Origin of the sequence: Thermomonas flagellata, assembly GCF_022419185.1 — a bacterium.
Lineage (GTDB): Bacteria > Pseudomonadota > Gammaproteobacteria > Xanthomonadales > Xanthomonadaceae > Thermomonas > Thermomonas flagellata.
On sequence record NZ_JAJOZK010000012.1, the window covers coordinates 1 to 20389 of the forward strand.

Consider the following 20389-nt stretch of genomic DNA (forward strand, 5'->3'; position numbering starts at 1 on the left):
GAAGGTTGCCCTCGTGGCTTGCATGCGCAAGCTGCTGACCGTGCTCAATGCCATTGCAAGGCACCGCTCCAGCTGGGACTTGACTCTTCATCACGCTTGACTGCCAAGACGGTTGCTCAGGTGGTGGCCAGCTGCACCGCGATCGCGCGGCGGCCGGCGGGGGCGGGCAGCATCTGGGCGAGGGTGACCGCGCGCAGCGCGTCGGCGACCAGCGCGTTGATCCGCTGCCAGTTCGGGCGGATCCCACAGGAGTCCTCGATCCCGCACTGGCCGGCATGGATGCTGCACTCGGTCATCGCCAGCGGGCCTTCCATCGCCTCCACGATCTCGACCAGGTTGATGGCGTCCGCCGGCCGCGCCAGGCGGTAGCCGCCGTTGGCGCCGCGGAAGCTCTCCACCAGGCCGGCCGCGGCCAGCGGCTTGAGCACCTTGGCCACGGTCGGCAGCTCCAGCCGCGCCTGCTCGGCCAGCTCCGGCGCGCTGAGCACCACTTCCGGCCGCGCGGCGAGCGCGGTCAGCACCACGGTGGCGTAGTCGGTGAGCTTGGTGATGCGCAGCATGGCGGCCGTCGCGGCGACGGGGGAATGTGGACCGGAATTGTACGATTTCGGCCGAGCGCGGCCAAGCGCGGGCGCGGTTCAGCCGGCGCCGGACCAGGCCAGCGCGACCAGGCAGGCGCTGGCGACCGCAGTCAGGCGCCCGCGCAGCGGCAGGTACCAGGCCGGCAGCGGCAGCCGCGCGGCCAGCGCATGGTCGGCCACCAAATGCAGGAGGAAGCCTGCGACCAGCAGCAGCGCGGCGGGCCCCGGCGCCAGTTGCAGTGCGCCCCAGGCAACCAGGGCGGGCACCACGCTCCAGGCGTAGGCCTGCGCGCGCCGGCGCGGCGCGAGCGCATCCGCCTGCATCGCCAGGGCCCAGTGCAGGGCACCGACGAACGCGAGGATCAGCGCGCCATAGTCCAGCAGTGCGCCCGCCCAGCGGGCCTGCCGCGCCGGATCGAGCCAGGCCAGCGCGGCGAGGGCCAGGAACGGGAGCAGGCCGCCGTAGCCGAGCATGGCGACGAGGCGGGGCGGAGTGCGCGGGCGGGTGGGCATGGGGCGCTCGTGGGGACGTGGCGGGGAACCGAGATCTGGATACGGGCCGGATGCCGCCATGGTTGCGCGCCGCCCGCATCCACGCCCGCGGCGGCTGCGTATCCCGGGCATGAAACCGGCCGCGCGCCCCAAACCCACGCTCTACTACGACGGCGCCTGCCCGCTGTGTGCGCGCGAGATTGCGCTGTACCGCCGCCAGCCCGGCGCGGATGGGGTGGAATGGGTGGACGTGGCCCGGTGCGATCCCGCGCGCCTCGGCCCCGGCCTCACCCGCGAGGCCGCGCTGGCGCGCCTGCACCTGCGCCTGCCCGACGGCCGCCTGCTCGACGGCGCCGCCGCCTTCGCCGCGCTGTGGCAGGTGCTGCCGCGCTGGGCCTGGCTGGGGCGGCTGTTGGGATCGGGGCGGCGCCTGCGCCTGCTGGACGTGGCGTACCGCGGATTCCTGCGCCTGCGCCGCGGCTGGCGGCGGCCAGGTTAGCCGGCCGCCACCGCGGGCCTCAGCGCAGGCGCTGGTCGATCCAGCCGGCCACCGCATCGGTATAGGCCGAGGGCAGGCCGAGCTGGTCGTTGATCTCCGCGTGCGAGCGCGCCTCCGGCTGCACCTGCATGGCGACACCGAGCGTGCGCCCGTGCGCGGCCAGCTTGTCTGCCTCTGCGCACGGCGAGGTCGGGAACGTGCGCGTGCTGGAGCACACCAGCAGCATCGGCAGGGCGTCGCGCTGCAGCTGCTGCTGCGGCGAGACCGCCGCCCAGTACGCCGGATCGCGGCCGAAGGCATCGCGGTACAGGCGCGGCAGCCAGCGCTGCTGCATCAGCGCCGGTACGTCCAGCGCGCCGCTGTCGAGCACGACCACGCCGAGCGGGCGCTGCGCCCCGGCCTGGCGCAGCCGCGCCGGATCGCTGCCGAGCAGCGCCACCAGATGGCCGCCGGCGGAGTGGCCCATCAGCAGGGTCTTGCCCGGATCCGCCCGCCACTGGCGCGCCTGCCGCTGCACCGCGGCCACCGCGGCGGCCACGTCGCGCGCCTGCAGCGACGGGTCGGCGTCCGGCAGCAGCCGGGTGTTGAGCGAGACGAACACCCCGCCGCGCGCCAGCCACCACGCGGCCTTGTGCGCGACCACGCTGGCCAGCGCCTTGTCGCCGGTGCGCCAGCCGCCGCCATGCACCATCACCAGGATCGGCGCGTCGGTGGCCGGGCGCGCCGGCAGGTAGACGTCGTAGCGCTGCTTGGGGTCGGCTCCGTAGGCGAGGTCGCGCTCGACCCGGGCGGCGGGCGGCAGGGCCATGCGGACCTGCTGCTCGCTGCGTTCGATCAGGCGTTCGCGCAGCGCTTGCGGCGCCGGTGCGGCCTGGCCGCCAGCGGCCAGCAGGGCGGCAGCAAGCAGGGCGATCGGGGCGACGTGGCGCAGGCGCATGGTGGATGTGTCCCGTGCGGTGGTGCTCCTGCCAACGCGGCAGCCGCCACCGGGTTGACGCGCGCGGCGGATGACGGCTGTCAGCGCCGTCGGCTGCTATCCGTGGCTGGGCGCGCCGGTGCCGCCGCGGAGAATGCGCGGCGTCCATTGCGGATACGGGAGATCGCCATGCAGACCCAGCCCACGCCACAGCGCCAGGCCCGGGCAACCGATCCGCTGTTCTCCGCGCTGGCCACGCCGCTGCAGGCCAAGGTGGGCGAACTGATGGAGCGCGCGGTGGCCGCCGCGCCGGGCGCGGAGCGTTCGCGCCTGCTGCGCTGGCTGCTGGTCGCAGCCGCGGTGTTCCTGCTGTGGCGGGTGGGCCGCGGCCTGCGCAAGCTGTTCTGGGCGCTGATCGGGATCGGCATGGCGTTGTGGTGGAGCGGCGCGGCCGGGTGGCTGCACCGCTGAACGCCGCCATGCGTCAGGGTGCGGCCGGCGACGCCGGCGGCAGCACCAGCTGCAGGTAGGGCGGCGGTGGCATCCGGCCGGGCGGCAGGTAGGCGGGCGCGGCCTGGCCCGCCGGGCCCAGCGCACGGATGAAGCGGTAGATGGCGCGCCGGTCGTGGGCATCCATCGCCCGCAGGTTGAAGTCCGGCATCGGCGGGCGCGTGCGCAGACGGGCCGAGTACTGCATCCAGGTCGCCTCGTCCATGCTGGCCAGCTTCAGCCGCAGATTGGCGGCATAGGTGGTGCCCCACGGGCCGACGAAGCCGAGCGGCACGCCGACCAGCCACTCCCGCCTGGGGACGTCGCCGGCGCGCTCGGGGAAGTTCGGGGTGTGGCAGTCGTTGCAGCCGGCGATCCGGACCAGGTATTCGCCGCGCGCCAGCAGCGCCTGGTCCGCGGTGACGGCGGGGGGAGCGGAGATGGCCTGGCAGCCGGCCAGCAGCACCAGGGCGGGGAGTGCGAGCGCGGCGGACATGCGGCGCATGGGCATGGTGGCGCTCCGGCGTCGGTAGGTCCCGAGGCCAACGCGCGCGCGGGCGCCGGACGGCCACGGGACGCGCGCACCGGGCGGGATCGGAGCGGGCTGGACAAGCCCGGGTCCTCGGCGACAATGCGGCTCCCGTCCGCGCGCCCTGCCCATGCCGAGCAAGATCGTCACCCGCAAGTCCGCCATCCACGGCAACGGCGTGTTCGCCACGCGCCCGATCGCCCCGGGCGAGCGGGTGATCGAGTACAAGGGCCGCCGCCGCACCCATGCCGAGGTGGACGCCGGCGACAGCGGCGATGTCGAGAGCGGCCACACCTTCCTGTTCACCCTCGACGAGCAATGGGTGATCGACGCCAATTTCGAGGGCAATGCCGCGCGCTGGATCAACCACAGCTGCAATCCCAACTGCGAGGCGGTGCTGGTGGAGGACGCCGACGACCCCAGGCGCTCGCGCGTGTTCATCGAGGCGCTGCGGGCGATCGCACCCGGCGAGGAGCTGACCTACGACTATGGCATCACCCTGGCCCAGCGCCACACCCCGCGCCTGAAGCGCATCTGGGCCTGCCGCTGCGGCGCCGCCAACTGCACCGGCACCATGCTCAAGCCCAAGCGTCGGCGCTGAACCGCACGGGGTTCAGTGCCCTTCTTCCGGCCAGCTGATCGCGAACTCGACCACCACCAGCGCCTCGTCCAGTCCCGGCCAGCGCGGATCGTCGCTGCGGAACAGGCCGTCGCCCTGCGGCAGCGCACGCGGCGGCAGGCCGGGCCGCGGCCCCAGCACCACCCGCCGGAACAGCGGGCCGCCTTCGGCATTGGCCAGGCGGCCGCCGTGCCAGTCCTGCACGGTGCCGCCATAGTCCCAGCCGAGGCCGTAGAAGCTCACGGGCGCGCCGTTGAGGGCGACCAATGCGCGCAGCGGCAGGCCAACGCGCACGCCGCCGGCGTCGTGCCAGCGCGCGCCGGGCGTGGCCACCCGCAGTTCCTGGATCGGCGCGTCCGGATTGTCCGCGTCCAGCACCAGCTCGAGCCGCCGCGCGGGATCGTCGGGATACAGCACCAGCGCGCGCCGCCGTCCGATCCCCTCGGCGCCGTCGGTGAGTTCCTCGCGCAGGTTGGCCTTGCCATAGCGCGCCTCCAGTTCGGACTGGGGGGTCAGCGGCCCGAACCGGCCCGGCAGCCGCCAGGCGGTCTCCGCATCGGGAGCGGGAGGCGTGAGGCGGGTCGCGCTGGCATCGCTGGCGGCGGCGGTGGGCGCGGCGGCAGGAGCGGCCGGCGGTGGTGCCGGCGCGCGTCCGCACGCGGCCAGCAGCAGGCACAGCGCGGGCAGGGCGGCGCGCGGCATGGCGTCAGTCCATGCGCAACACGATCACGCCGGGATCAAGGTCCACCCGTTCGATCCGGCGCGCTGCGATCCGGCTGGCGAGGCTGTCGTCGAGGCGGTACACCGGCTCGTCGCGCGCGTACTCCAGCAGCCAGCCGTTGAGCAGGGCGCGCGCGCCGTCGTCGAGCAGCCCGCCCAGCGCCGGCACGTCGACCGCCACGATCCGCGGATCCTCGAGGAACAGCGCGCGCCGGGCCGGGTCGTAGCGCAGCCCGCTCTCCACCCGGAAATGGCCGGACGCGGCGCGCGGCGCGGCGCCGGGCCCGCCGAGCGCGAGGTCGAAGTCCAGCTGCAGGCGGCCGCCGCCCGGCAGCGCCAGCTGCGGGTGCAGCACGCTCAGCGTGACCAGGCCGCCGAGCTTGCGGTAGTCGCGCGGGAACTTGCGGTCCAGCTGCGCCTGCAGCTGCGGGGCGGTGAAGCGCACGTCGCGCCCGAGCAGGGCGGAGGCGCCGAGGCTGGAGCAGGCGGCCAGCAGCAGGCCCAGCAGCAGGGCCAAAACAGGACGCGCGCAGCGGAGCAGGGGGGCGGGGACGGGCATGGCGGAGCGCGGGAAGCGGGACCGGCCGGCAGTATGGCGCAGCGCCGCACACGCCGGGTGCACGCGCGGCGCCTACCATCGCGCAGGCACCGAGGAGGACCGTGCATGCCCGACCTGTGGAACCCGAGCCACCTGGACCCCGCCGCCGCCCTGGTCACCGCGCTGCTGCTGGGGCTGGTGCACGGCATCACCCCGGACGAACACACCTGGCCGATCACCTTCAGCTATGCGATCGGCGGCTATTCCACCCGCGCCGGGCTGCGCGCGGGGCTGCTGTTCTCGGCGAGCTTCACCGTGCAGCGCGCGCTGGCCAGCCAGCTGGCGTGGTTCGGCCTCGCCGGCTGGATGGGCCTGGCCGGGCTCGACCAGTGGCTGTACATCCTGGTCGGGCTGCTGATGGCGCTGGGCGGGCGCCTGCTCGCGCGCGGACGCGCGCTGCCGCACCTGCATCTGGGCGGACGCTGCCATGCCGACGACCCCGGCTTCCCGGCGCAGGCGGCGCATGGCCGCGCCGCGCGCTGGATGCCGGCGGTGCACGGCTTCGTCGCCGGCTGGGGCTTCGGTGGCTTCGCGCTGATCCTGTATGCCACCCTCGCGCCGGCCATGCCCTCGGCCTGGCTCGGCTGGCTGCCGGGCGCGCTGTTCGGGCTCGGCACTGCGCTGGTGCAGGTCGCGGCCGGCGGCCTGTTCGGGCGGATGGCGGCGCGCCGCCACCTGCCGCCGGAGGCGATCCGCGCGATCGCGCTGACCACCGCCTACCGCACCCTGGTCTGGGGCGGGCTGGCCTACGTGCTGGCCGGCATCGCCGGGCTGCTGTGGCCGCGCCTGGCCGAGGCCGGCCTGCACACCGGCCTGCACGTGCACAACCTGGCGACCCTCGGGCTGCCGTTCGTGCTCGCGGTCGGGGTGGTGCTCGGGGTCGGGCTCGGCAGCTTCATGCAGCAGCTGCGCGCGTGGCGGCGCCTAGCGGCGGAGGCGGCACCCTCGCGCTGAGCACGGCCCGCGATCAGTCCTCGTCGCCGCGCGGGCGGAACGCGGCGGCCAGCTTCTGCTGCACCGGCGCCGGCACCGGCTCGTAGTGGCTGAAGTCGAGCGCGTGGCGGCCGCGCCCGGCGGTGACCGACTTCAGCTCGGCGGCATAGCCTTCCAGTTCCGACAGCGGCACCTGCGCGCGCACCACGACCTCGCCGCCGCGCAGGCTGTCGCTGCCCTGGATGCGCGCGCGCTTCGCCGCCAGCCCGCCGCTGATGTCGCCCATGTGCTGCTCCGGCGCGGTGACCTCCAGGCTCACGATCGGCTCCAGCACCAGCGGCCGCGCCTTGCCGACCGCATCCAGGAAGGCCTTGCGCCCGGCGGTCACGAACGCGACCTCCTTGCTGTCGACCGGATGGTGCTTGCCGTCGTACACCGTGACCCGGATGTCCTGCATCGGGTAGCCGGCCACCGCCCCGGCCGCCATCGCCTGGCGCACGCCTTTCTCCACCGCGGGGATGAACTGGCCGGGGATGGTGCCGCCCTTGACTGCGTCCACGAACTCGAACCCGGCCCCGCGCGGCAGCGGCTCCACCCGCAGGAACACCTCGCCGAACTGGCCGGCGCCGCCGGTCTGCTTCTTGTGCCGGTGGTGGCCCTCGGCCGGCGCGCCGATCGTCTCGCGGTAGGCGATCCGCGGCGGATGGGTCTGCACCTCGACCCCGTAGCGCTCGCGCAGGCGGCGCAGCATCACCCGCAGGTGCAGGTCGGACAGCCCGCGCACCACCGTCTCGTTGGTCTCGGCGTGGTGCTCGACCGCGAACGCCGGGTCCTCCTCGGCCAGCCGCTGCAGCGCCGTGGCCAGCTTCTGCTCCTGGCCCTTGCTGGCCGCCTGCACCGCCAGCCCGAACATCGGCCGCGGGAAGTCCAGCGGCGCCAGGTGGATGTGGTCCTCGTCGTGGGAGTCGTGCAGGACCGCGTCGAAGTGCAGGTCCTCGACCTTCGCCACCGCCGCGATGTCGCCCGGGATTGCCTGCGCGATCTCGAGATGCTCGCGGCCCTGCAGGCGGTACAGGTGGGCGACCTTGAACGGCTTCTTGCCGTCGTCCACGAACAGGGTGGCATCGCGGCGCACCGTGCCCTGGTAGACGCGGAACACGCCGAGCTTGCCGACGAACGGGTCGTTGATGATCTTGAACACGTCCGCGATGACGTGCGCGGCCGGGTCCGGCCGCGCGGACACCGGCTGGGCGTCGGCGCCATGGCCCTTGCGGAACGGCGGCGGATTGGCCTCGCCCGGGTGCGGCAGCAGTCGCTCGGCGATCTCGAGCAGCTCGCGCACGCCGACGCCGGTGCGCGCGGACACGAAGCACACCGGCACCAGGTGTCCCTCGCGCAGGCACTGCTCGAAGGCATCGTGCAGTTCCTGCCCGGACAGGCCGTCCTCGCCGAGGTCGAGGTAGTGGTCCATCACCGTCTCGTTGATCTCCACCACCTGGTCGAGGATCTTCTGGTGCCAGTCCGCGACCGCGCCGAGGTCGGACTCGCCCTCGCGCCGGCCGAAGCAGTCCACCACCCGGCGGCCGCCGTCGGCCGGCAGGTTCAGCGGCAGCACCTCCGGCCCGAACTCCTCGCGCAGGCCCGCCAGCAGGCCGCCGAGGTCGTGCCCGCCGTGGTCGATCTTGTTCACCACCAGCAGCCGGCACAGCCGGCGATGGCGGGCGTGCTCCATCATGCGGCGGGTGCCGTGCGCGATCCCGGCGTCGGCCTCCACTACCACCGCCACCGTGTCCACCGCTGCCAGCGCCGCCAGCGCCTGGCCGCGGAAGTCGGGGTAGCCGGGGGTGTCGATCAGGTTGAGGTGCAGGCCGGGGCGGTCGATCGCGGCGATCGCGCTGTCGATCGAGTGCCCGCGTTCCTTCTCGATCGGGTCGAAGTCGGAGACGGTGTTCCCGCGCTCCACGCTGCCTGCCGCCTGGAGTGCGCCGCCGGCATGCAGCAGGGCTTCGAACAGGGTGGTCTTGCCGGCGCCGGGGTGGCCTGCGAGGGCCACGTTGCGGATCTGCGGGGTCGAGTAGGACATGCGCCCGGTCCTCCCATGGCGTGGATGCCCCTGGCGGGGCGGGGCGTCACGGCGGCCTGCGGCGGCTCCGGCCGGGTGCCGCGCCGCGGGCGGCCATGGCGTGCCTGCACCTTACTCCGGCGCGCGCCGGCCGGTGGTTGCGCCGCAGCATCGGCGTGCGCGCGCAGGCTGTCGCCGCGTTAAACGGAAGTTAGGCGGACGGCGGGATTCAGGTCGGCGTCAATCGCGGCTTGGCAGTGTGGCGGCGCGCCGGAACCCATGATCGATCCCTTCCCCGGCGCCGGAGCCCGACCATGAAGCGCCTCGCCCTCGCCCTCGCCCTGACCGCCGTCGCCGGCCTCGCCGTGGCCACCGGTGCCGCCGCGCAGTCGTATCCGCCGCCCGCCAGTTATCCGGACGCCAACGGCTATGCGACCTACTCCGGCGGCGACGTGTTCCACGACTATGCGCGGGTGGTGCGGGTCGACCCGGTGCTGGCCAGCGGCTACGGCAGCGGTTACGGCAGCGGCCAACGCTGCTACGAGAGCGTGACCCCCGGCGGCTATGCCGGCGATCCGGGCTACTATGGCGGCAGCGGCGGCTACTACGGCAATGGTGGCTATTACAGCGGCGATGGCGGCTATTACGGCCAGTCGCGCGGAACCCAGGCCGGGCGCAACCTCGCCACCATCGCCGGCGGCGTGGTCGGCGCAGTGCTCGGCAGCAAGGTCGGCGGCGGCAGCGGCCAGGTCGCGGCCGCGGCGGTCGGCTCCATGCTCGGCGGCATGGCCGGCCGCCAGATCTACGAGCAGAGCCAGGAGCAGCGCTATCCGCGCACCGGCACCGTGCGCGTGTGCGATCCGGTCCCGGCCAGCGGGCGCTACGGCGACGGCTATGCCACTGCCTACGACGTGACCTACGAGTACCACGGCCGCCGCTTCACCCGGCGCATGAGCTACAACCCCGGCGACCGCGTGCGGGTGCGGGTGGACGTGACCCCGGACTGAGCGGGGAGGCGGCGCGCGAGCGGCCGCGGGCGAAACCGGCAGGGGGCCGCGCGGCCCCCTGCGTCGTGTGCGGCGCAGGCTCAGGCCGGCCAGTCGAGTTCGCCGCGCACCACCTGCACCGCGCGTCCGCCCGACCACACCTCGCCGTCGGCATCCACCCGCAGTTCCAGGATCGCGTCGTGGCCGACCTCGCGCCCCTGGCTCACGCGGTAGAAGCCGCCCGGCTGCGGCGGCAGCGCGCCTTGCGCGGCCAGCCAGGCGGCCAGAGTGGCATTGGCGGCGCCGGAAGCGGCGTCCTCGAACCGCGCCGGGGCGCCGACGAACGCGCGCACGGCGTAGTGGTAGACCGGATCGGGGCTGCGCGCATACACGAACAGCCCCATGCTGTCGCTGGCCTCGGCCAGCGCGGCGATCGCGTCCCAGTCCGGCCGCAGCGCGCGCAGGTGCGCCTCGTCGGCCAGTTCCGCCAGCCACCAGCGGCGGCCGCCGTCCATCAGCACCGGCGGCAGCGCGCCCAGGCGCAGGCCGCGCAGGGCGCCGGCCAGGCGCGGATCGTCGGGCGCGGCGATCTCCTGCACCCGCGCGCGCGGCGTGCGCACCGCGACCGTGCGGGTCGGGCCGTGGCCCTGCACCTGCAGCGGCAGCAGGCCGGCCGCGCCCTGCTGCACCAGCCGACCGTCGCGCGCGGCCACCCGGCCGGCATCCAGCAGGGCATGCGCGGTGCCCACGCTGGGATGCCCGGCGAACGGCACTTCGCGGCGCGGGCTGAAGATGCGCAGGCGGTAGTCGGCGCCCGGCGTGTCCGCCGGCAGCACGAAGGTGGTCTCCGGCAGCCGCGTCCAGCGCGCGATCGCCTGCATCGCGGCATCGTCCAGGCCCTGCGCGTCGAGCACCACCGCCAGCGGGTTGCCGGCGCCGGGGCGGGAGGCGAACACGTCCAACTGTGCGAAGGGGAAGCGGGCCATCGCAAGCGTGGCGGAGGCAAAGGGCGCGCAGATTACCAGTCCAGCGTGCCTGCGATCACCGCCTGCACCGCGCCGCCGATCCAGACGTCGCCGGCATCCTCCACCTGCAGCCAGACCCGGCCGTCGCGGCCGAGCTCGCGGCCTTGGCTGGCGACGTAGCCGGCGCGCCCGCCGGGCAGGCGGCCCTCCGCGTGCAGGCGGGCGGCGATCGCGGCGTTCGCGCTGCCGGTCACCGGGTCCTCCGGCACGCCGACCGCCGCGCCGGGGCAGAACGCGCGCACGGCGAGCGCATGCGCGGCCTTGGGCTCGGCGGCATGCACGGCCAGCCCGGTCGCGCCCGAGGCATCCAGCCACTGCGCCAGCGCCGCGAAGTCCGGCCGCAGGGCGCGCAGCGCGCCGGCCGAGGCGGCCTCCAGCAGCCACCAGCGCGGCCCGTTGTCCCACAGCTGCGGCGGGCTGGCGGCCACGGCGGCCAGTCCCGGCGGCAGCGGCGCGGGCGTGAGGTCGCAGCGCCGCGGGCGCGGGCTGCGGACCCAGGCCACCATCGCCGCGCCGTCGCCGTCGCCGTCGCCGGCGATGCGCGCCGGCAGCCGCCCGGCCGCGCACTGCTGGATCAGCTCACCGCGGGTCGGTTGGGCCAGGCGGTGGCGCGCCACCGCCCATGCCGCGCCGACGCTCGGGTGCCCGGCGAAGGGCAATTCGCTGCGCGGGGTGAAGATGCGCACCCGGTAGTCCGCGCCGGGGTCGGCCGGCAGCAGGAACACCGTCTCCGACAGTCCGAGCCAGGCCGCCAGCGCCTGCATGTCCGCGGTCTCCAGCCCGGCGGCGTCGAGCACCACCGCCAGCGGATTGCCGGCGCCGGGACGCTCGGCGAACACATCCAGCTGCAGGTAGCGGCGGCGCATGGCGGGCTCCGGGAACGTGCGCGCGAGGGGCCGCTAGAATGCCGCTTCCGCCGCCATGCGCGGTACTGCCCCCGTCGCCCATGCCTCCCTTGCCCGAGTCCGATGCCCGCTGGCGGGTGTTGAAGTTCGGCGGCACCTCGGTGTCGCGGCGCGAGCGCTGGGACACCATCGGCCGGCTCGCGCAGACGGCGGCCGATGCCCACGGCGCGCGCGTGCTGGTGGTGGTCTCGGCGCTGTCGGGCACCACCAACGCGCTGCAGGCGGTGTGCGAGGGGGCCGACGCCGAGGAGGGCTTCGCCGGCATCGCCGCCCGCCACCGCGCGTTCTGCGCCGAACTGGGGCTGGACGCGGAGGCCGTGCTCGGCGCGCGCCTGGCCGCGCTGGCGGCGCTCGCCGGCGATCCGCGCGCGGCCGCGCGCGCGCTCGACTGGCAGGCCGAGGTGCTGGCCCAGGGCGAGCTGCTGTCCTCCACCCTCGGCGCGGCCTACCTGCGCGCGCAGGGGATCGACATCGGCTGGATCGACGCCCGCGACTGGCTGGCCGCGGTGCCGCCGCAGCCGCACCAGAGCGCGTGGTCGCAGCGGCTGGCGGTCAATTGCCGCTGGCAGGCGGACGCCGACTGGCGCGCGCGCTTCGCCGCCCAGCCGCAGCGCCTGCTGCTGACCCAGGGCTTCATCGCGCGGCATGCCGACGGCGGCACCGCGATCCTCGGCCGCGGCGGCTCGGACACCTCGGCGGCCTACTTCGGCGCGCTGCTCGGCGCGCAGGCGGTGGAGATCTGGACCGACGTGCCGGGCATGTTCAGCGCCAACCCGCGCGAGGTGCCGGACGCGCGCCTCTTGACCCGGCTGGACTACGCCGAGGCGCAGGAGATCGCGACCACCGGCGCCAAGGTGTTGCACCCGCGCGCGATCAAGCCCTGCCGCGATGCTGGGGTGCCGCTGGCGATCCTCGACACCGCGCGCCCGCAGCTGCCGGGCACCCGCATCGACGGCCGCGCCGCGCCGGTGCCGGGGGTGAAGGCGCTCAGCCGCCGCAACGGCATCGTGCTGGTGTCGATGGAGGGCATCGGCATGTGGCAGCAGGTCGGGTTCCTGGCCGACGTGTTCGAGCGCTTCCGCCGCCACGGGCTGTCGGTGGACCTGATCGGCTCGGCCGAGACCAACGTCACCGTCTCGCTCGACCCGTCCGAGAACCTGGTCAATTCCGACGTGCTGGCGCGGCTGTCGGCCGACCTCGCAGAGGTCTGCCGGGTCAAGGTGATCGCCCCGTGCGCGGCGATCACCCTGGTCGGGCGCGGCATGCGCTCGCTGCTGCACACCCTGCAGGACGTGTGGGCGATGTTCGGGCGCGAGCGCGTGCACCTGATCTCGCAGTCCTCCAACGACCTCAACCTGACCTTCGTGGTGGACGAGGCGGCGGCCGACGGCATGCTGCCGCGGCTGCACGCGGCGCTGATCGACTCCGGCGCGATGCCGGTGCACGAGGCGGAGGTGTTCGGCCCGCGCTGGCGCGCGCTGGAGGGCCAGCTGCGGCCGCGCCCGCCGGCGTGGTGGCGCGATCCGCCGCTGCGCGCGCGCCTGCAGGCGCTGGCGGCGTCCGGCACCCCGCGCTATGCCTACCACCTGCCGACCGTGCGCGCGCGCGCGCGCCAGCTGCGCGCGGTCGCCGCGCTCGACCTGCACTACTACGCGATCAAGGCCAACCCGCATCCGGCGATCCTGCGCGCCCTGCATGCCGAAGGCTTCGGCCTGGAATGCGTGTCGCTGGGCGAGGTCGAGCACGCCTTCGCCAGCGTGCCCGGGCTGGAGCCGGCGCGGGTGCTGTTCACCCCGAGCTTCGCGCCGATCGACGAATACGCGGCGGCGCTGGCGCGCGGGGTGCAGCTCACGGTCGACAACGTGGAGCTGCTGCGGCGCTGGCCGGAGGTGTTCCGCGGGCGCGCGCTGTGGCTGCGGATCGACCTCGGCCACGGCGACGGCCACCACGCGAAGGTCACTACCGGCGGGCGCGCCTCCAAGTTCGGCCTGGCGGCGCAGCGGGTGGACGAGTTCGTGGACGCCGCGCGCGCGCTCGGCGTGCGCATCACCGGCCTGCATGCGCACCTGGGCAGCGGGATCGAGAGCGTCGGCCACTGGCAGCAGGTGGTGGACGAGCTGGCCGGCTTCGCGCGCCGGATCGGCAGCGTGGAGGTGCTAGACATCGGCGGCGGGCTGCCGGTCGCCTACAGCGAGGACGACGAACCGTTCGACCTCGCCGCCTGGGCGGCGGGGCTGGCCGCGGTCAAGGCGGTGCACCCGGCGTTCCGGCTGGCGGCGGAGCCGGGCCGGTTCCTGGTCGCCGAGGCCGGCGTGCTGCTGGCGCACGCGACCCAGGTGGTGGAGAAGGACGGGATCTGCCGGGTCGGGCTGGACGCCGGCATGCACACCCTGCTGCGCCAGGCCCTGTACGACGCCTGGCACGACATCCACAACCTGTCGCGGCTGGACGCGCAGGAGCGGCGGGACTTCGACGTGGTCGGCCCGATCTGCGAGTCCAGCGACGTGTTCGGCCACCGCGTCAAGCTGCCCGCCGCCACCGCGCCCGGCGACCTGATGCTGATCGCCGACGCCGGCGCCTACGGCTACAGCATGGCCAGCCACTACAACCTGCGCGGGCTGCCGGCGCAGGACGTGCTCGACGACGGGACGACTGCATGACCTGGACCTTCGACCGCGACGCCATCCGCGTCTTCCGCTTCGTCCGCTGCGGCTTCGATCCGCAGACCGGGGTGGCGGAGCTGGTGTATGCCTTCGACGACGGCCCCGAACTGGTGGAGACCATCACCCTGCCGGGCGCGCCGTTCGCGCTGGAGGCGCCGCGCGCCGCCGCGGCCGCGCGCGCTCTGCGCCTGCTGCACCTGATCGCCGGCGTCAGCTACTACAAGGCGGCGGTGCCGGGCGAGATCCGGATCGAGGGCGAGCCGATCGATGCGGACACCGCCGCGCTGCTGGAGAGCGTGTACCGCAACGGGCTCGGCGAGTTCGCCCACCGCAACGGGCTGGATCTGCGCGGGCGCATCCGTTTCCCCGCGCAGGCCGCGCCCGCGCCGGCCGCCCCCGCGCTCGGGCTGCCTGCGCGCGCGCTGGTGGCGATCGGCGGCGGCAAGGATTCGCTGGTCAGCATCGAGGCGCTGCGCGCCGAGGGCGTGGAGCAGACGGTGGCCTGGATCGGCGGTTCGCAACTGATCGCCGCCTGCGCCGCGCACACCGGGCTGCCGACCCTCAACATCGGCCGCCAGCTGGCGCCGCAGCTGTTCGACTACAACCGCCAGGGCGCCTGGAACGGGCATATCCCGGTGACCGCGGTGAACTCGGCCATCCTCGCCTTCGCCGCGGTGGTGCTGGGCTTCGACCAGGTGGTGTTCTCCAACGAGCACTCGGCCAGCTACGGCTCGCAGATCCCCGGCAGCGGCGAGGTCAACCACCAGTGGTCCAAAGGCTGGGCGTTCGAATCCATGCTCGGCGACTGGCTGCAGCGCCAGGTCGCCGCCGACCTGCAGTACTACTCGCTGCTGCGCCCGCTGAGCGAGCTGGCGGTGGCCCGCCAGTTCGCGCGGCAGACCCGCTACGACGCGCACTTCTCCAGCTGCAACCGCAACTTCCACATCCTCGGCGAGCGCCCCACCAGCCGCTGGTGCGGGGTCTGCCCGAAGTGCCACTTCGTGTTCCTGGCGCTGGCGCCGTTCATGCCCAAGGCGCGCCTGGTCGGCATCTTCGGGCGCAACCTGCTGGACGATCCGGCCCAGGCCGGCGGCTACGACGCCCTGCTCGAATGGGGCGACCACAAGCCGTTCGAGTGCGTGGGCGAAGGGCGCGAGTCGCGCGCGGCGCTGGCGGCGCTGGCGGCGCGCCCGGACTGGCGCGAGGATGCGCTGGTCGCGCGCTTCGCGCGGGTGATCGCGCCGACCCTGGATCCGGCCGCGCTGGCGCTGGAGCCGCTGCTGCAGCCGCAGGGCGAGCACCGCATCCCGGCCGCACTGTGGCCGCGCCTGCGCGCGCGCTTTTTGGCCTGAGCGGATGCGGATCGCCGACCTGCAAGGGCACCGGCTGGCGCTGTGGGGCTGGGGCCGGGAGGGACGCGCCGCCCACCGCGCGCTGCGCGCGCGCCTGCCGGGGCAGCCGATCACCCTGCTGTGCGGCGCGGCGGAGGCGGCCGAGGCCGCGGCCCTGGGCGATCCGCTGCTGGCGGTCGAAGTCGCCGGCGAGGCGCCGGACCTGGCGCGTTTCGAAGTGGTGGTGAAGTCGCCGGGGATCAGCCCCTACCGGCCGGAGGCCGTGCTCGCCGCGGAGCGGGGCACCCGGTTCCTCGGCGGCACCGCGCTGTGGTTCGCCGAGCGCGCGGACGCCGACGGCGCGCTCGCCAACGTGCTGTGCGTCACCGGCACCAAGGGCAAGAGCACCACCAGCGCGCTGCTGGCGCACCTGTTGCGCGCCGCCGGGCTGCGCACCGCGCTGGCCGGCAACATCGGGCTGCCGCTGCTGGAGCTGCTGGACGCGCAGGCCGACGCCTGGGCGATCGAACTGTCCAGCTACCAGACCGGCGACGTCGCCGCCTCCGGCGCGCATCCGCAGGTCGCGATCGTCACCAACCTGCATCCGGAGCACCTGGACTGGCACGGCGGGCAGGCGCGCTACTTCGCCGACAAGCTGGCGCTGGTGACCGCGGCGCGCCCGCGGATCGCGGTGCTCAACGCCGCCGACCCGCACCTGGCGGCGCTCGACCTGCCGCACAGCCGGCTGCGCTGGTACGGCGACGCGCGCGGCTGGCACCTGCGCGGGGACGCGCTGTATCGCGGCCGGGACTGGGTGATGGACACCGCGCGCCTGCCGCTGCCGGGGCGCCACAACCGCAGCAACCTGTGCGCGGTGCTGACCGCGCTGGACGCCTACGGGCTGGACGCGGCGGCGCTGGCGTCGCACGCGGCCACGTTCCGGCCGCTGCCGCACCGCCTGCAGCCGCTGGGCGAGCGCGACGGTGTGCTGTACGTGGACGACTCGATCAGCACCACCCCGATGGCCACCCTGGCCGCGCTGGAGGTCTACGCCGACCGCCCGGTGGCGGTGCTGGTCGGCGGCCACGACCGCGGCCTGCCGTGGGACGGCTTCGCCGACGCGCTGCGCACGCGCGCGCCGCGCGCGGTGGTGACCCTGGGCCAGAACGGCCCGCGCATCCACGCCCTGCTGGCGCCGCTGGCGGCGGAGGGACGCTTCGCGCTGGCGGCGGCCGGCGACCTCGCCGAGGCGGTGGCGCGGGCGCGCGCGGCGCTGCCGGCCGGCGGCGTGGTGCTGCTCTCGCCCGGCGCGCCGAGCTTCGGTGCCTACCGCGACTATGTCGCCCGCGGCCGCCACTTCGCCGAGCTGGCCGGGTTCGATCCGGACGCGACCGCCGGCATCCCGGGGCTGGGCATCGCCTGAGGCGTGCTTCACGGCGCGCGAAGGCGCGGGCGCTATCGTGCCTCGTCCCTGCCACCGGAGGTTGCCCCATGCGCCGCCTGCTGCTCGCCCTCGCCGGGCTGTTCGCTGCCACCCCCGCCCTCGCCGCCATGCAGACCCGCCCGGTGGAATGGACCCAGGGCGAGGACCGCTTCAGCGGCTACGTGGTGTACGACGACGCCAGCCGCGCGCCGCGCCCGGGCCTGCTGATGGTGCCGGACTGGTACGGGGTCACCCCGGCCGCGCTGGACAAGGCCCGCCAGCAGGCCGGCCGCGACTACGTGGTGTTCGTGGTGGACATGTTCGGCAAGGGCGTGCGCCCGGCGAACGACCAGCAGGCGCTGGCGCAGGTGCAGGCGCTGTACCCGAAGCCGGAGCTGATGCGCGCGCGCATGCAGGCGGCGCTCGAGGCGTTCCGCGCGCAGGCCGGCAAGGTGCCGCTGGACGCCGCGAAGATCGCCGCGTTCGGCTTCTGCTTCGGCGGTTCCTCGGTGCTGGAGCTGGCGCGCAGCGGCGCCCCGCTGGCGGCCGTGGTCAGCTTCCACGGCGGGCTCAAGACCGCATCGCCGGCGGCACCGGGCGCGGTCAAGGCACCGCTGCTGGTGCTCAACGGCGCCGACGACGCCAGCCAGAAGGACGCGATCGTGCCGTTCGAGCAGGAGATGACGCGCGCCGGGGCCGACTGGACCTTCGTCAACTTCGGCGGCGCGGTGCACTGCTTCGCGCTGGAGACCGCCGACAAGCCCGGCTGCAAGTACGACCCGCGCGCGGCGCGGCGGGCCTACGCGATGATGCACACCTTCCTGCGCGAGCGCTTCGGGCCGCGCGGCTGAGCGCGGCCCTCAGTGGTCGCGGGCGACCGCGTAGCGCGCCAGTCCGCGCAGGGCGCGCACGTGCGGGTTGTCCGCGAGCGCCGCGAGCGCGTCCTCCGCGGCCTGCGCGTGTTCGCGCGCGCGGGCGCGGCTGTAGGCCAGGCTGCCGGCCCGGTCGATCGCCGCCTGCACCTGGGCCAGCGCGGCGCGCTCGCCGGCCTCGACGATCCGCCGCAGCTGGGCGCGGGTGGCCGCGTCCGCCTGCTGCATGGCGTGGATCAGCGGCAGGGTCATCTTGCCCTCGGCGAGGTCGTCGCCGAGCTGCTTGCCGAGCGCCTCGGCGTCGGCGGCGTAGTCGAGCACGTCGTCGGCGATCTGGAACGCCAACCCGAGGTGGCGGCCGTAGGCGTGCAGGGCCTGCCGCTGTGCCGGCGCGGCCCCGGCCAGCAGCGCGCCCAGCTCGGTCGCGGCGGCGAACAGGATCGCGGTCTTGCGCTCGATCACCCGCAGGTAGGCCGCCTCGTCGGTGTCCGGGTTGCGCACGTGCAGCAGCTGCAGCACCTCGCCCTCGGCGATCTGGTTGGTGGTGTCGGCGAGGATCCGCATCACTTCCGGCTGCTGCAGCTCGACCATCAGCTGGAAGCTGCGCGAATACAGGAAGTCGCCGACCAGCACCGAGGCCGCGTTGCCCCAGACCGCGTTGGCGGTGCGGCGGCCGCGGCGCAGGTCGGAGTCGTCGACCACGTCGTCGTGCAGCAGGGTGGCGGTGTGGATGAACTCGACCACCGCCGCCAGCTGGTGCGCGTCCGCGCCGCGGTGGCCGAGCGCGCCGGCGGCCAGCAGCAGCAGCAGCGGGCGCAGGCGCTTGCCGCCGGCGCCGATGATGTACTCGGCGACCTGGTTGACCAGCGCGACGTCGGACGCCAGCCGGCGCCGGATCAGCGCGTCGACCGCGGCCATGTCGGCGGCGGCCAGGGCCTGGATGGCGGCCAGGTCGGGGCGAGCGTCTGGCGCGGCGGCGGTGTCGGGCATGGGCAGGACGGGCGGCGGGACGCGGCGATTATAGGTGCAGGCCTGCGCCGCACGGGGCGTTCGTCCGACCGGCACGCGCGGCCTGCGCCGGTGGCGCGCCGGGCCGCTGGTATCATCCCATGGCGCGGCCCGGCACGGGCGGCACCCAAGGCGAGGAAGCACATGGCACGCGGCGTCAACAAGGTCATCCTGGTCGGCAACCTGGGCAACGATCCGGACGTGAAGTACACCCAGGGCGGGATGGCGATCACCACGCTCTCGCTCGCCACCACCAGCGTGCGCAAGGACCGCGACGGCAACACCCAGGAGCGCACCGAATGGCACCGGGTCAAGCTGTTCGGCAAGCTCGGCGAGATCGCCGGCGAATACCTGAAGAAGGGCCGCCAGGTCTACATCGAAGGTTCGATCCGCTACGACAAGTTCACCGGCCAGGACGGGCAGGAGCGCTACATCACCGAGATCGTCGCCGACGAGATGCAGATGCTCGGCGGCGGCGACGGCATGCGCGGCGGCGGCGAGGGCGGCGGCTATGCGGCGCGCGGCGGCGAGCGCCCATCGCGCCCGGCCCCGGCGCAGCGGCGCGAGCCCGCGCCGGCCCCGGCCAAGCCGTCCGGCTTCGACGACGTGCCGTTCGACGACGACATCCCGTTCTGATTCGCGCTGCAAGGAGGCAGGCGGTGACGACGACCTGGCTGGTCACCGGCGGCGCCGGTTTCATCGGAGGCAATTTCGTGCTCGGCGCGGTGCGGCGCGGCATCCGGGTGGTGAACCTGGACGCGCTGACCTACGCCGGCAACCGCGACACCCTCGCCGCGCTGGACGGCGATCCGCGGCATGTGTTCGTGCACGGCGACATCGGCGACCGCGCCCTGGTGGCGCGGCTGCTGGCCGAGCACCGCCCGCAGGCGATCTTGAACTTCGCCGCCGAAAGCCACGTCGACCGCTCGATCGACGGTCCGGCCGCGTTCGTGCAGACCAACGTGGTCGGCACCCTGGCCCTGCTGGAGGCCGCGCGCGACTACTGGAAGTCGCTGCAGGGCGAGGCGCGCGAGGCGTTCCGCTTCCTGCACGTGTCCACCGACGAGGTGTACGGCAGCCTCGGCGAGACCGGCGCCTTCACCGAGGACACCCCGTACGCGCCGAACTCGCCGTACGCCGCGTCCAAGGCCGCCTCCGACCACCTGGTGCGCGCGTTCCACCACACCTACGGGCTGCCGACCCTCACCACCAACTGCAGCAACAACTACGGTCCGTACCAGTTCCCGGAGAAGCTCATCCCGCTGATCATCGCGCGGGCGCTGGCCGGCGAGCCGCTGCCGGTGTACGGCGACGGCCGCCAGGTGCGCGACTGGCTGTACGTGGCCGACCACTGCGCGGCGATCGAGACGGTGCTCGCCGGCGGCCGGGTGGGCGAGACCTACAACATCGGCGGCAACGCCGAGAAGCGCAACCTCGAGGTGGTGGAGGTCCTGTGCGACCTGCTGGACGCGCGCCGCCCGCGCGCCGACGGCCGCAGCTACCGCGCGCAGATCGCGTTCGTCGCCGACCGTCCCGGGCACGACCGCCGCTATGCGATCGACGCCGGCAAGCTGCGCCGCGAGTTGGGCTGGTCGCCGGCGCACAGCTTCGAGCAGGGCATCGCACACACGGTGGATTGGTACCTCGCGCACCAGGACTGGGTGGCGCGGGTGCTGGACGGCAGCTACCGGCTGCAGCGGATCGGGACGGCGGCATGAGCAGCGGGACGGGCGAGGGC

At 74.6% G+C, this 20389-nt stretch carries 21 protein-coding genes; 11 read left to right on the forward strand and 10 right to left on the reverse strand.

What is annotated here, in order from left to right:
* Window positions 1-116: 116 nt before the first annotated feature.
* Together ML340_RS10870 and ML340_RS10875 are read right to left on the reverse strand one after the other, a co-directional pair.
* The gene (locus ML340_RS10870; RefSeq protein WP_240099546.1) at window positions 117-560 is read right to left on the reverse strand and encodes an SUF system Fe-S cluster assembly regulator; all 444 of its coding nucleotides are present in this window, start codon (window positions 558-560) and stop codon (window positions 117-119) included.
* A 78-nt stretch (window positions 561-638) separates the two neighbouring features.
* Entirely contained in the window at window positions 639-1094 is a 456-nt protein-coding gene (locus ML340_RS10875; protein WP_240099548.1) for a DUF3429 domain-containing protein, read from the reverse strand.
* Between the two features lie 109 nt (window positions 1095-1203).
* Here ML340_RS10875 and ML340_RS10880 point away from each other — a divergent pair, with 109 nt between their 5' ends.
* Window positions 1204-1572: a thiol-disulfide oxidoreductase DCC family protein gene (locus ML340_RS10880; RefSeq protein WP_240099550.1), complete on the forward strand. Its 369-nt coding sequence runs from the start codon at window positions 1204-1206 to the stop codon at window positions 1570-1572.
* Window positions 1573-1591: 19 nt separating this feature from the next.
* Here the strand turns inward: ML340_RS10880 and ML340_RS10885 are convergent, their stop codons facing one another.
* Window positions 1592-2509 carry an alpha/beta hydrolase gene (locus tag ML340_RS10885; RefSeq protein ID WP_240099552.1) on the reverse strand — a complete coding sequence of 306 codons (918 nt, stop codon included), beginning with the start codon at window positions 2507-2509 and terminating at the stop codon, window positions 1592-1594.
* Window positions 2510-2677: 168 nt separating this feature from the next.
* Between ML340_RS10885 and ML340_RS10890 the strand changes: the two genes are divergently transcribed.
* A complete protein-coding gene (locus ML340_RS10890) occupies window positions 2678-2959 on the forward strand; it encodes a hypothetical protein (RefSeq protein ID WP_240099554.1) in 282 nt (93 codons plus the stop codon).
* 13 nt (window positions 2960-2972) lie between these two features.
* Here ML340_RS10890 and ML340_RS10895 read toward each other — a convergent pair whose 3' ends face one another.
* Window positions 2973-3473 (reverse strand): cytochrome C, encoded by a 501-nt coding sequence (locus ML340_RS10895; RefSeq protein WP_240099555.1) that lies wholly within the window; start codon window positions 3471-3473, stop codon window positions 2973-2975.
* Window positions 3474-3636: 163 nt separating this feature from the next.
* Between ML340_RS10895 and ML340_RS10900 the strand changes: the two genes are divergently transcribed.
* A complete protein-coding gene (locus ML340_RS10900; protein WP_240099557.1) occupies window positions 3637-4107 on the forward strand; it encodes an SET domain-containing protein in 471 nt (156 codons plus the stop codon).
* A gap of 12 nt (window positions 4108-4119) precedes the next feature.
* On the opposite strand, the gene ML340_RS10905 is transcribed toward ML340_RS10900, so the two are convergent.
* Together ML340_RS10905 and ML340_RS10910 are read right to left on the reverse strand one after the other, a co-directional pair.
* The gene (locus tag ML340_RS10905; RefSeq protein WP_240099559.1) at window positions 4120-4827 is read right to left on the reverse strand and encodes a hypothetical protein; all 708 of its coding nucleotides are present in this window, start codon (window positions 4825-4827) and stop codon (window positions 4120-4122) included.
* A gap of 4 nt (window positions 4828-4831) precedes the next feature.
* Entirely contained in the window at window positions 4832-5362 is a 531-nt protein-coding gene (locus ML340_RS10910; RefSeq protein ID WP_240099561.1) for a DUF1439 domain-containing protein, read from the reverse strand.
* Window positions 5363-5509: 147 nt separating this feature from the next.
* Here ML340_RS10910 and ML340_RS10915 point away from each other — a divergent pair, with 147 nt between their 5' ends.
* Window positions 5510-6397, forward strand: a complete 888-nt coding sequence (locus ML340_RS10915; protein ID WP_240099563.1) for a sulfite exporter TauE/SafE family protein — start codon at window positions 5510-5512, stop codon at window positions 6395-6397.
* A 13-nt stretch (window positions 6398-6410) separates the two neighbouring features.
* Here the strand turns inward: ML340_RS10915 and fusA are convergent, their stop codons facing one another.
* Window positions 6411-8459 (reverse strand): elongation factor G, encoded by a 2049-nt coding sequence (fusA, locus tag ML340_RS10920; RefSeq protein WP_240099565.1) that lies wholly within the window; start codon window positions 8457-8459, stop codon window positions 6411-6413.
* Between the two features lie 293 nt (window positions 8460-8752).
* On the opposite strand from fusA, the gene ML340_RS10925 reads away from it, so the two are divergent.
* The gene (locus tag ML340_RS10925; protein WP_240099567.1) at window positions 8753-9445 is read left to right on the forward strand and encodes a glycine zipper 2TM domain-containing protein; all 693 of its coding nucleotides are present in this window, start codon (window positions 8753-8755) and stop codon (window positions 9443-9445) included.
* Between the two features lie 80 nt (window positions 9446-9525).
* On the opposite strand, the gene ML340_RS10930 is transcribed toward ML340_RS10925, so the two are convergent.
* Together ML340_RS10930 and ML340_RS10935 are read right to left on the reverse strand one after the other, a co-directional pair.
* Window positions 9526-10410 carry a PhzF family phenazine biosynthesis protein gene (locus tag ML340_RS10930; protein ID WP_240099569.1) on the reverse strand — a complete coding sequence of 295 codons (885 nt, stop codon included), beginning with the start codon at window positions 10408-10410 and terminating at the stop codon, window positions 9526-9528.
* 32 nt (window positions 10411-10442) lie between these two features.
* Window positions 10443-11315 carry a PhzF family phenazine biosynthesis protein gene (locus ML340_RS10935; protein WP_240099570.1) on the reverse strand — a complete coding sequence of 291 codons (873 nt, stop codon included), beginning with the start codon at window positions 11313-11315 and terminating at the stop codon, window positions 10443-10445.
* Between the two features lie 89 nt (window positions 11316-11404).
* Between ML340_RS10935 and ML340_RS10940 the strand changes: the two genes are divergently transcribed.
* The 4 genes from ML340_RS10940 (at window position 11405) to ML340_RS10955 (ending at window position 17622) form a co-directional block, all read left to right on the forward strand.
* Window positions 11405-14014 carry a bifunctional aspartate kinase/diaminopimelate decarboxylase gene (locus ML340_RS10940; RefSeq protein WP_240099572.1) on the forward strand — a complete coding sequence of 870 codons (2610 nt, stop codon included), beginning with the start codon at window positions 11405-11407 and terminating at the stop codon, window positions 14012-14014.
* A complete protein-coding gene (gene murL / locus ML340_RS10945; protein WP_240099574.1) occupies window positions 14011-15369 on the forward strand; it encodes a UDP-N-acetyl-alpha-D-muramoyl-L-alanyl-L-glutamate epimerase in 1359 nt (452 codons plus the stop codon). The genes ML340_RS10940 and murL overlap by 4 nt, the downstream gene beginning before the upstream one ends.
* A gap of 4 nt (window positions 15370-15373) precedes the next feature.
* A complete protein-coding gene (murD, locus tag ML340_RS10950) occupies window positions 15374-16771 on the forward strand; it encodes a UDP-N-acetylmuramoyl-L-alanine--D-glutamate ligase (protein ID WP_240099576.1) in 1398 nt (465 codons plus the stop codon).
* Window positions 16772-16839: 68 nt separating this feature from the next.
* Entirely contained in the window at window positions 16840-17622 is a 783-nt protein-coding gene (locus tag ML340_RS10955; RefSeq protein ID WP_240099578.1) for a dienelactone hydrolase family protein, read from the forward strand.
* Window positions 17623-17631: 9 nt separating this feature from the next.
* On the opposite strand, the gene ML340_RS10960 is transcribed toward ML340_RS10955, so the two are convergent.
* Window positions 17632-18633, reverse strand: coding sequence for a polyprenyl synthetase family protein (locus ML340_RS10960; protein WP_240099580.1), 1002 nt, complete (start codon window positions 18631-18633; stop codon window positions 17632-17634).
* 162 nt (window positions 18634-18795) lie between these two features.
* Between ML340_RS10960 and ssb the strand changes: the two genes are divergently transcribed.
* Window positions 18796-19287 (forward strand): single-stranded DNA-binding protein, encoded by a 492-nt coding sequence (gene ssb, locus ML340_RS10965; protein WP_240099582.1) that lies wholly within the window; start codon window positions 18796-18798, stop codon window positions 19285-19287.
* A gap of 23 nt (window positions 19288-19310) precedes the next feature.
* Window positions 19311-20369 carry a dTDP-glucose 4,6-dehydratase gene (gene rfbB / locus ML340_RS10970; RefSeq protein ID WP_240099584.1) on the forward strand — a complete coding sequence of 353 codons (1059 nt, stop codon included), beginning with the start codon at window positions 19311-19313 and terminating at the stop codon, window positions 20367-20369.
* Window positions 20370-20389 lie beyond the last annotated feature (20 nt).

Bases quoted from the DNA above. Each gene is read 5' to 3' on its own strand.
- ML340_RS10870 (WP_240099546.1), bottom strand. From the start codon at position 560: ATGCTGCGCATCACCAAGCTCACCGACTACGCCACCGTGGTGCTGACC.
- ML340_RS10875 (WP_240099548.1), bottom strand. From the start codon at position 1,094: ATGCCCACCCGCCCGCGCACTCCGCCCCGCCTCGTCGCCATGCTCGGC.
- ML340_RS10880 (WP_240099550.1), top strand. From the start codon at position 1,204: ATGAAACCGGCCGCGCGCCCCAAACCCACGCTCTACTACGACGGCGCC.
- ML340_RS10885 (WP_240099552.1), bottom strand. From the start codon at position 2,509: ATGCGCCTGCGCCACGTCGCCCCGATCGCCCTGCTTGCTGCCGCCCTG.
- ML340_RS10890 (WP_240099554.1), top strand. From the start codon at position 2,678: ATGCAGACCCAGCCCACGCCACAGCGCCAGGCCCGGGCAACCGATCCG.
- ML340_RS10895 (WP_240099555.1), bottom strand. From the start codon at position 3,473: ATGTCCGCCGCGCTCGCACTCCCCGCCCTGGTGCTGCTGGCCGGCTGC.
- ML340_RS10900 (WP_240099557.1), top strand. From the start codon at position 3,637: ATGCCGAGCAAGATCGTCACCCGCAAGTCCGCCATCCACGGCAACGGC.
- ML340_RS10905 (WP_240099559.1), bottom strand. From the start codon at position 4,827: ATGCCGCGCGCCGCCCTGCCCGCGCTGTGCCTGCTGCTGGCCGCGTGC.
- ML340_RS10915 (WP_240099563.1), top strand. From the start codon at position 5,510: ATGCCCGACCTGTGGAACCCGAGCCACCTGGACCCCGCCGCCGCCCTG.
- fusA (WP_240099565.1), bottom strand. From the start codon at position 8,459: ATGTCCTACTCGACCCCGCAGATCCGCAACGTGGCCCTCGCAGGCCAC.
- ML340_RS10925 (WP_240099567.1), top strand. From the start codon at position 8,753: ATGAAGCGCCTCGCCCTCGCCCTCGCCCTGACCGCCGTCGCCGGCCTC.
- ML340_RS10930 (WP_240099569.1), bottom strand. From the start codon at position 10,410: ATGGCCCGCTTCCCCTTCGCACAGTTGGACGTGTTCGCCTCCCGCCCC.
- ML340_RS10935 (WP_240099570.1), bottom strand. From the start codon at position 11,315: ATGCGCCGCCGCTACCTGCAGCTGGATGTGTTCGCCGAGCGTCCCGGC.
- murL (WP_240099574.1), top strand. From the start codon at position 14,011: ATGACCTGGACCTTCGACCGCGACGCCATCCGCGTCTTCCGCTTCGTC.
- murD (WP_240099576.1), top strand. From the start codon at position 15,374: ATGCGGATCGCCGACCTGCAAGGGCACCGGCTGGCGCTGTGGGGCTGG.
- ML340_RS10955 (WP_240099578.1), top strand. From the start codon at position 16,840: ATGCGCCGCCTGCTGCTCGCCCTCGCCGGGCTGTTCGCTGCCACCCCC.
- ML340_RS10960 (WP_240099580.1), bottom strand. From the start codon at position 18,633: ATGCCCGACACCGCCGCCGCGCCAGACGCTCGCCCCGACCTGGCCGCC.
- ssb (WP_240099582.1), top strand. From the start codon at position 18,796: ATGGCACGCGGCGTCAACAAGGTCATCCTGGTCGGCAACCTGGGCAAC.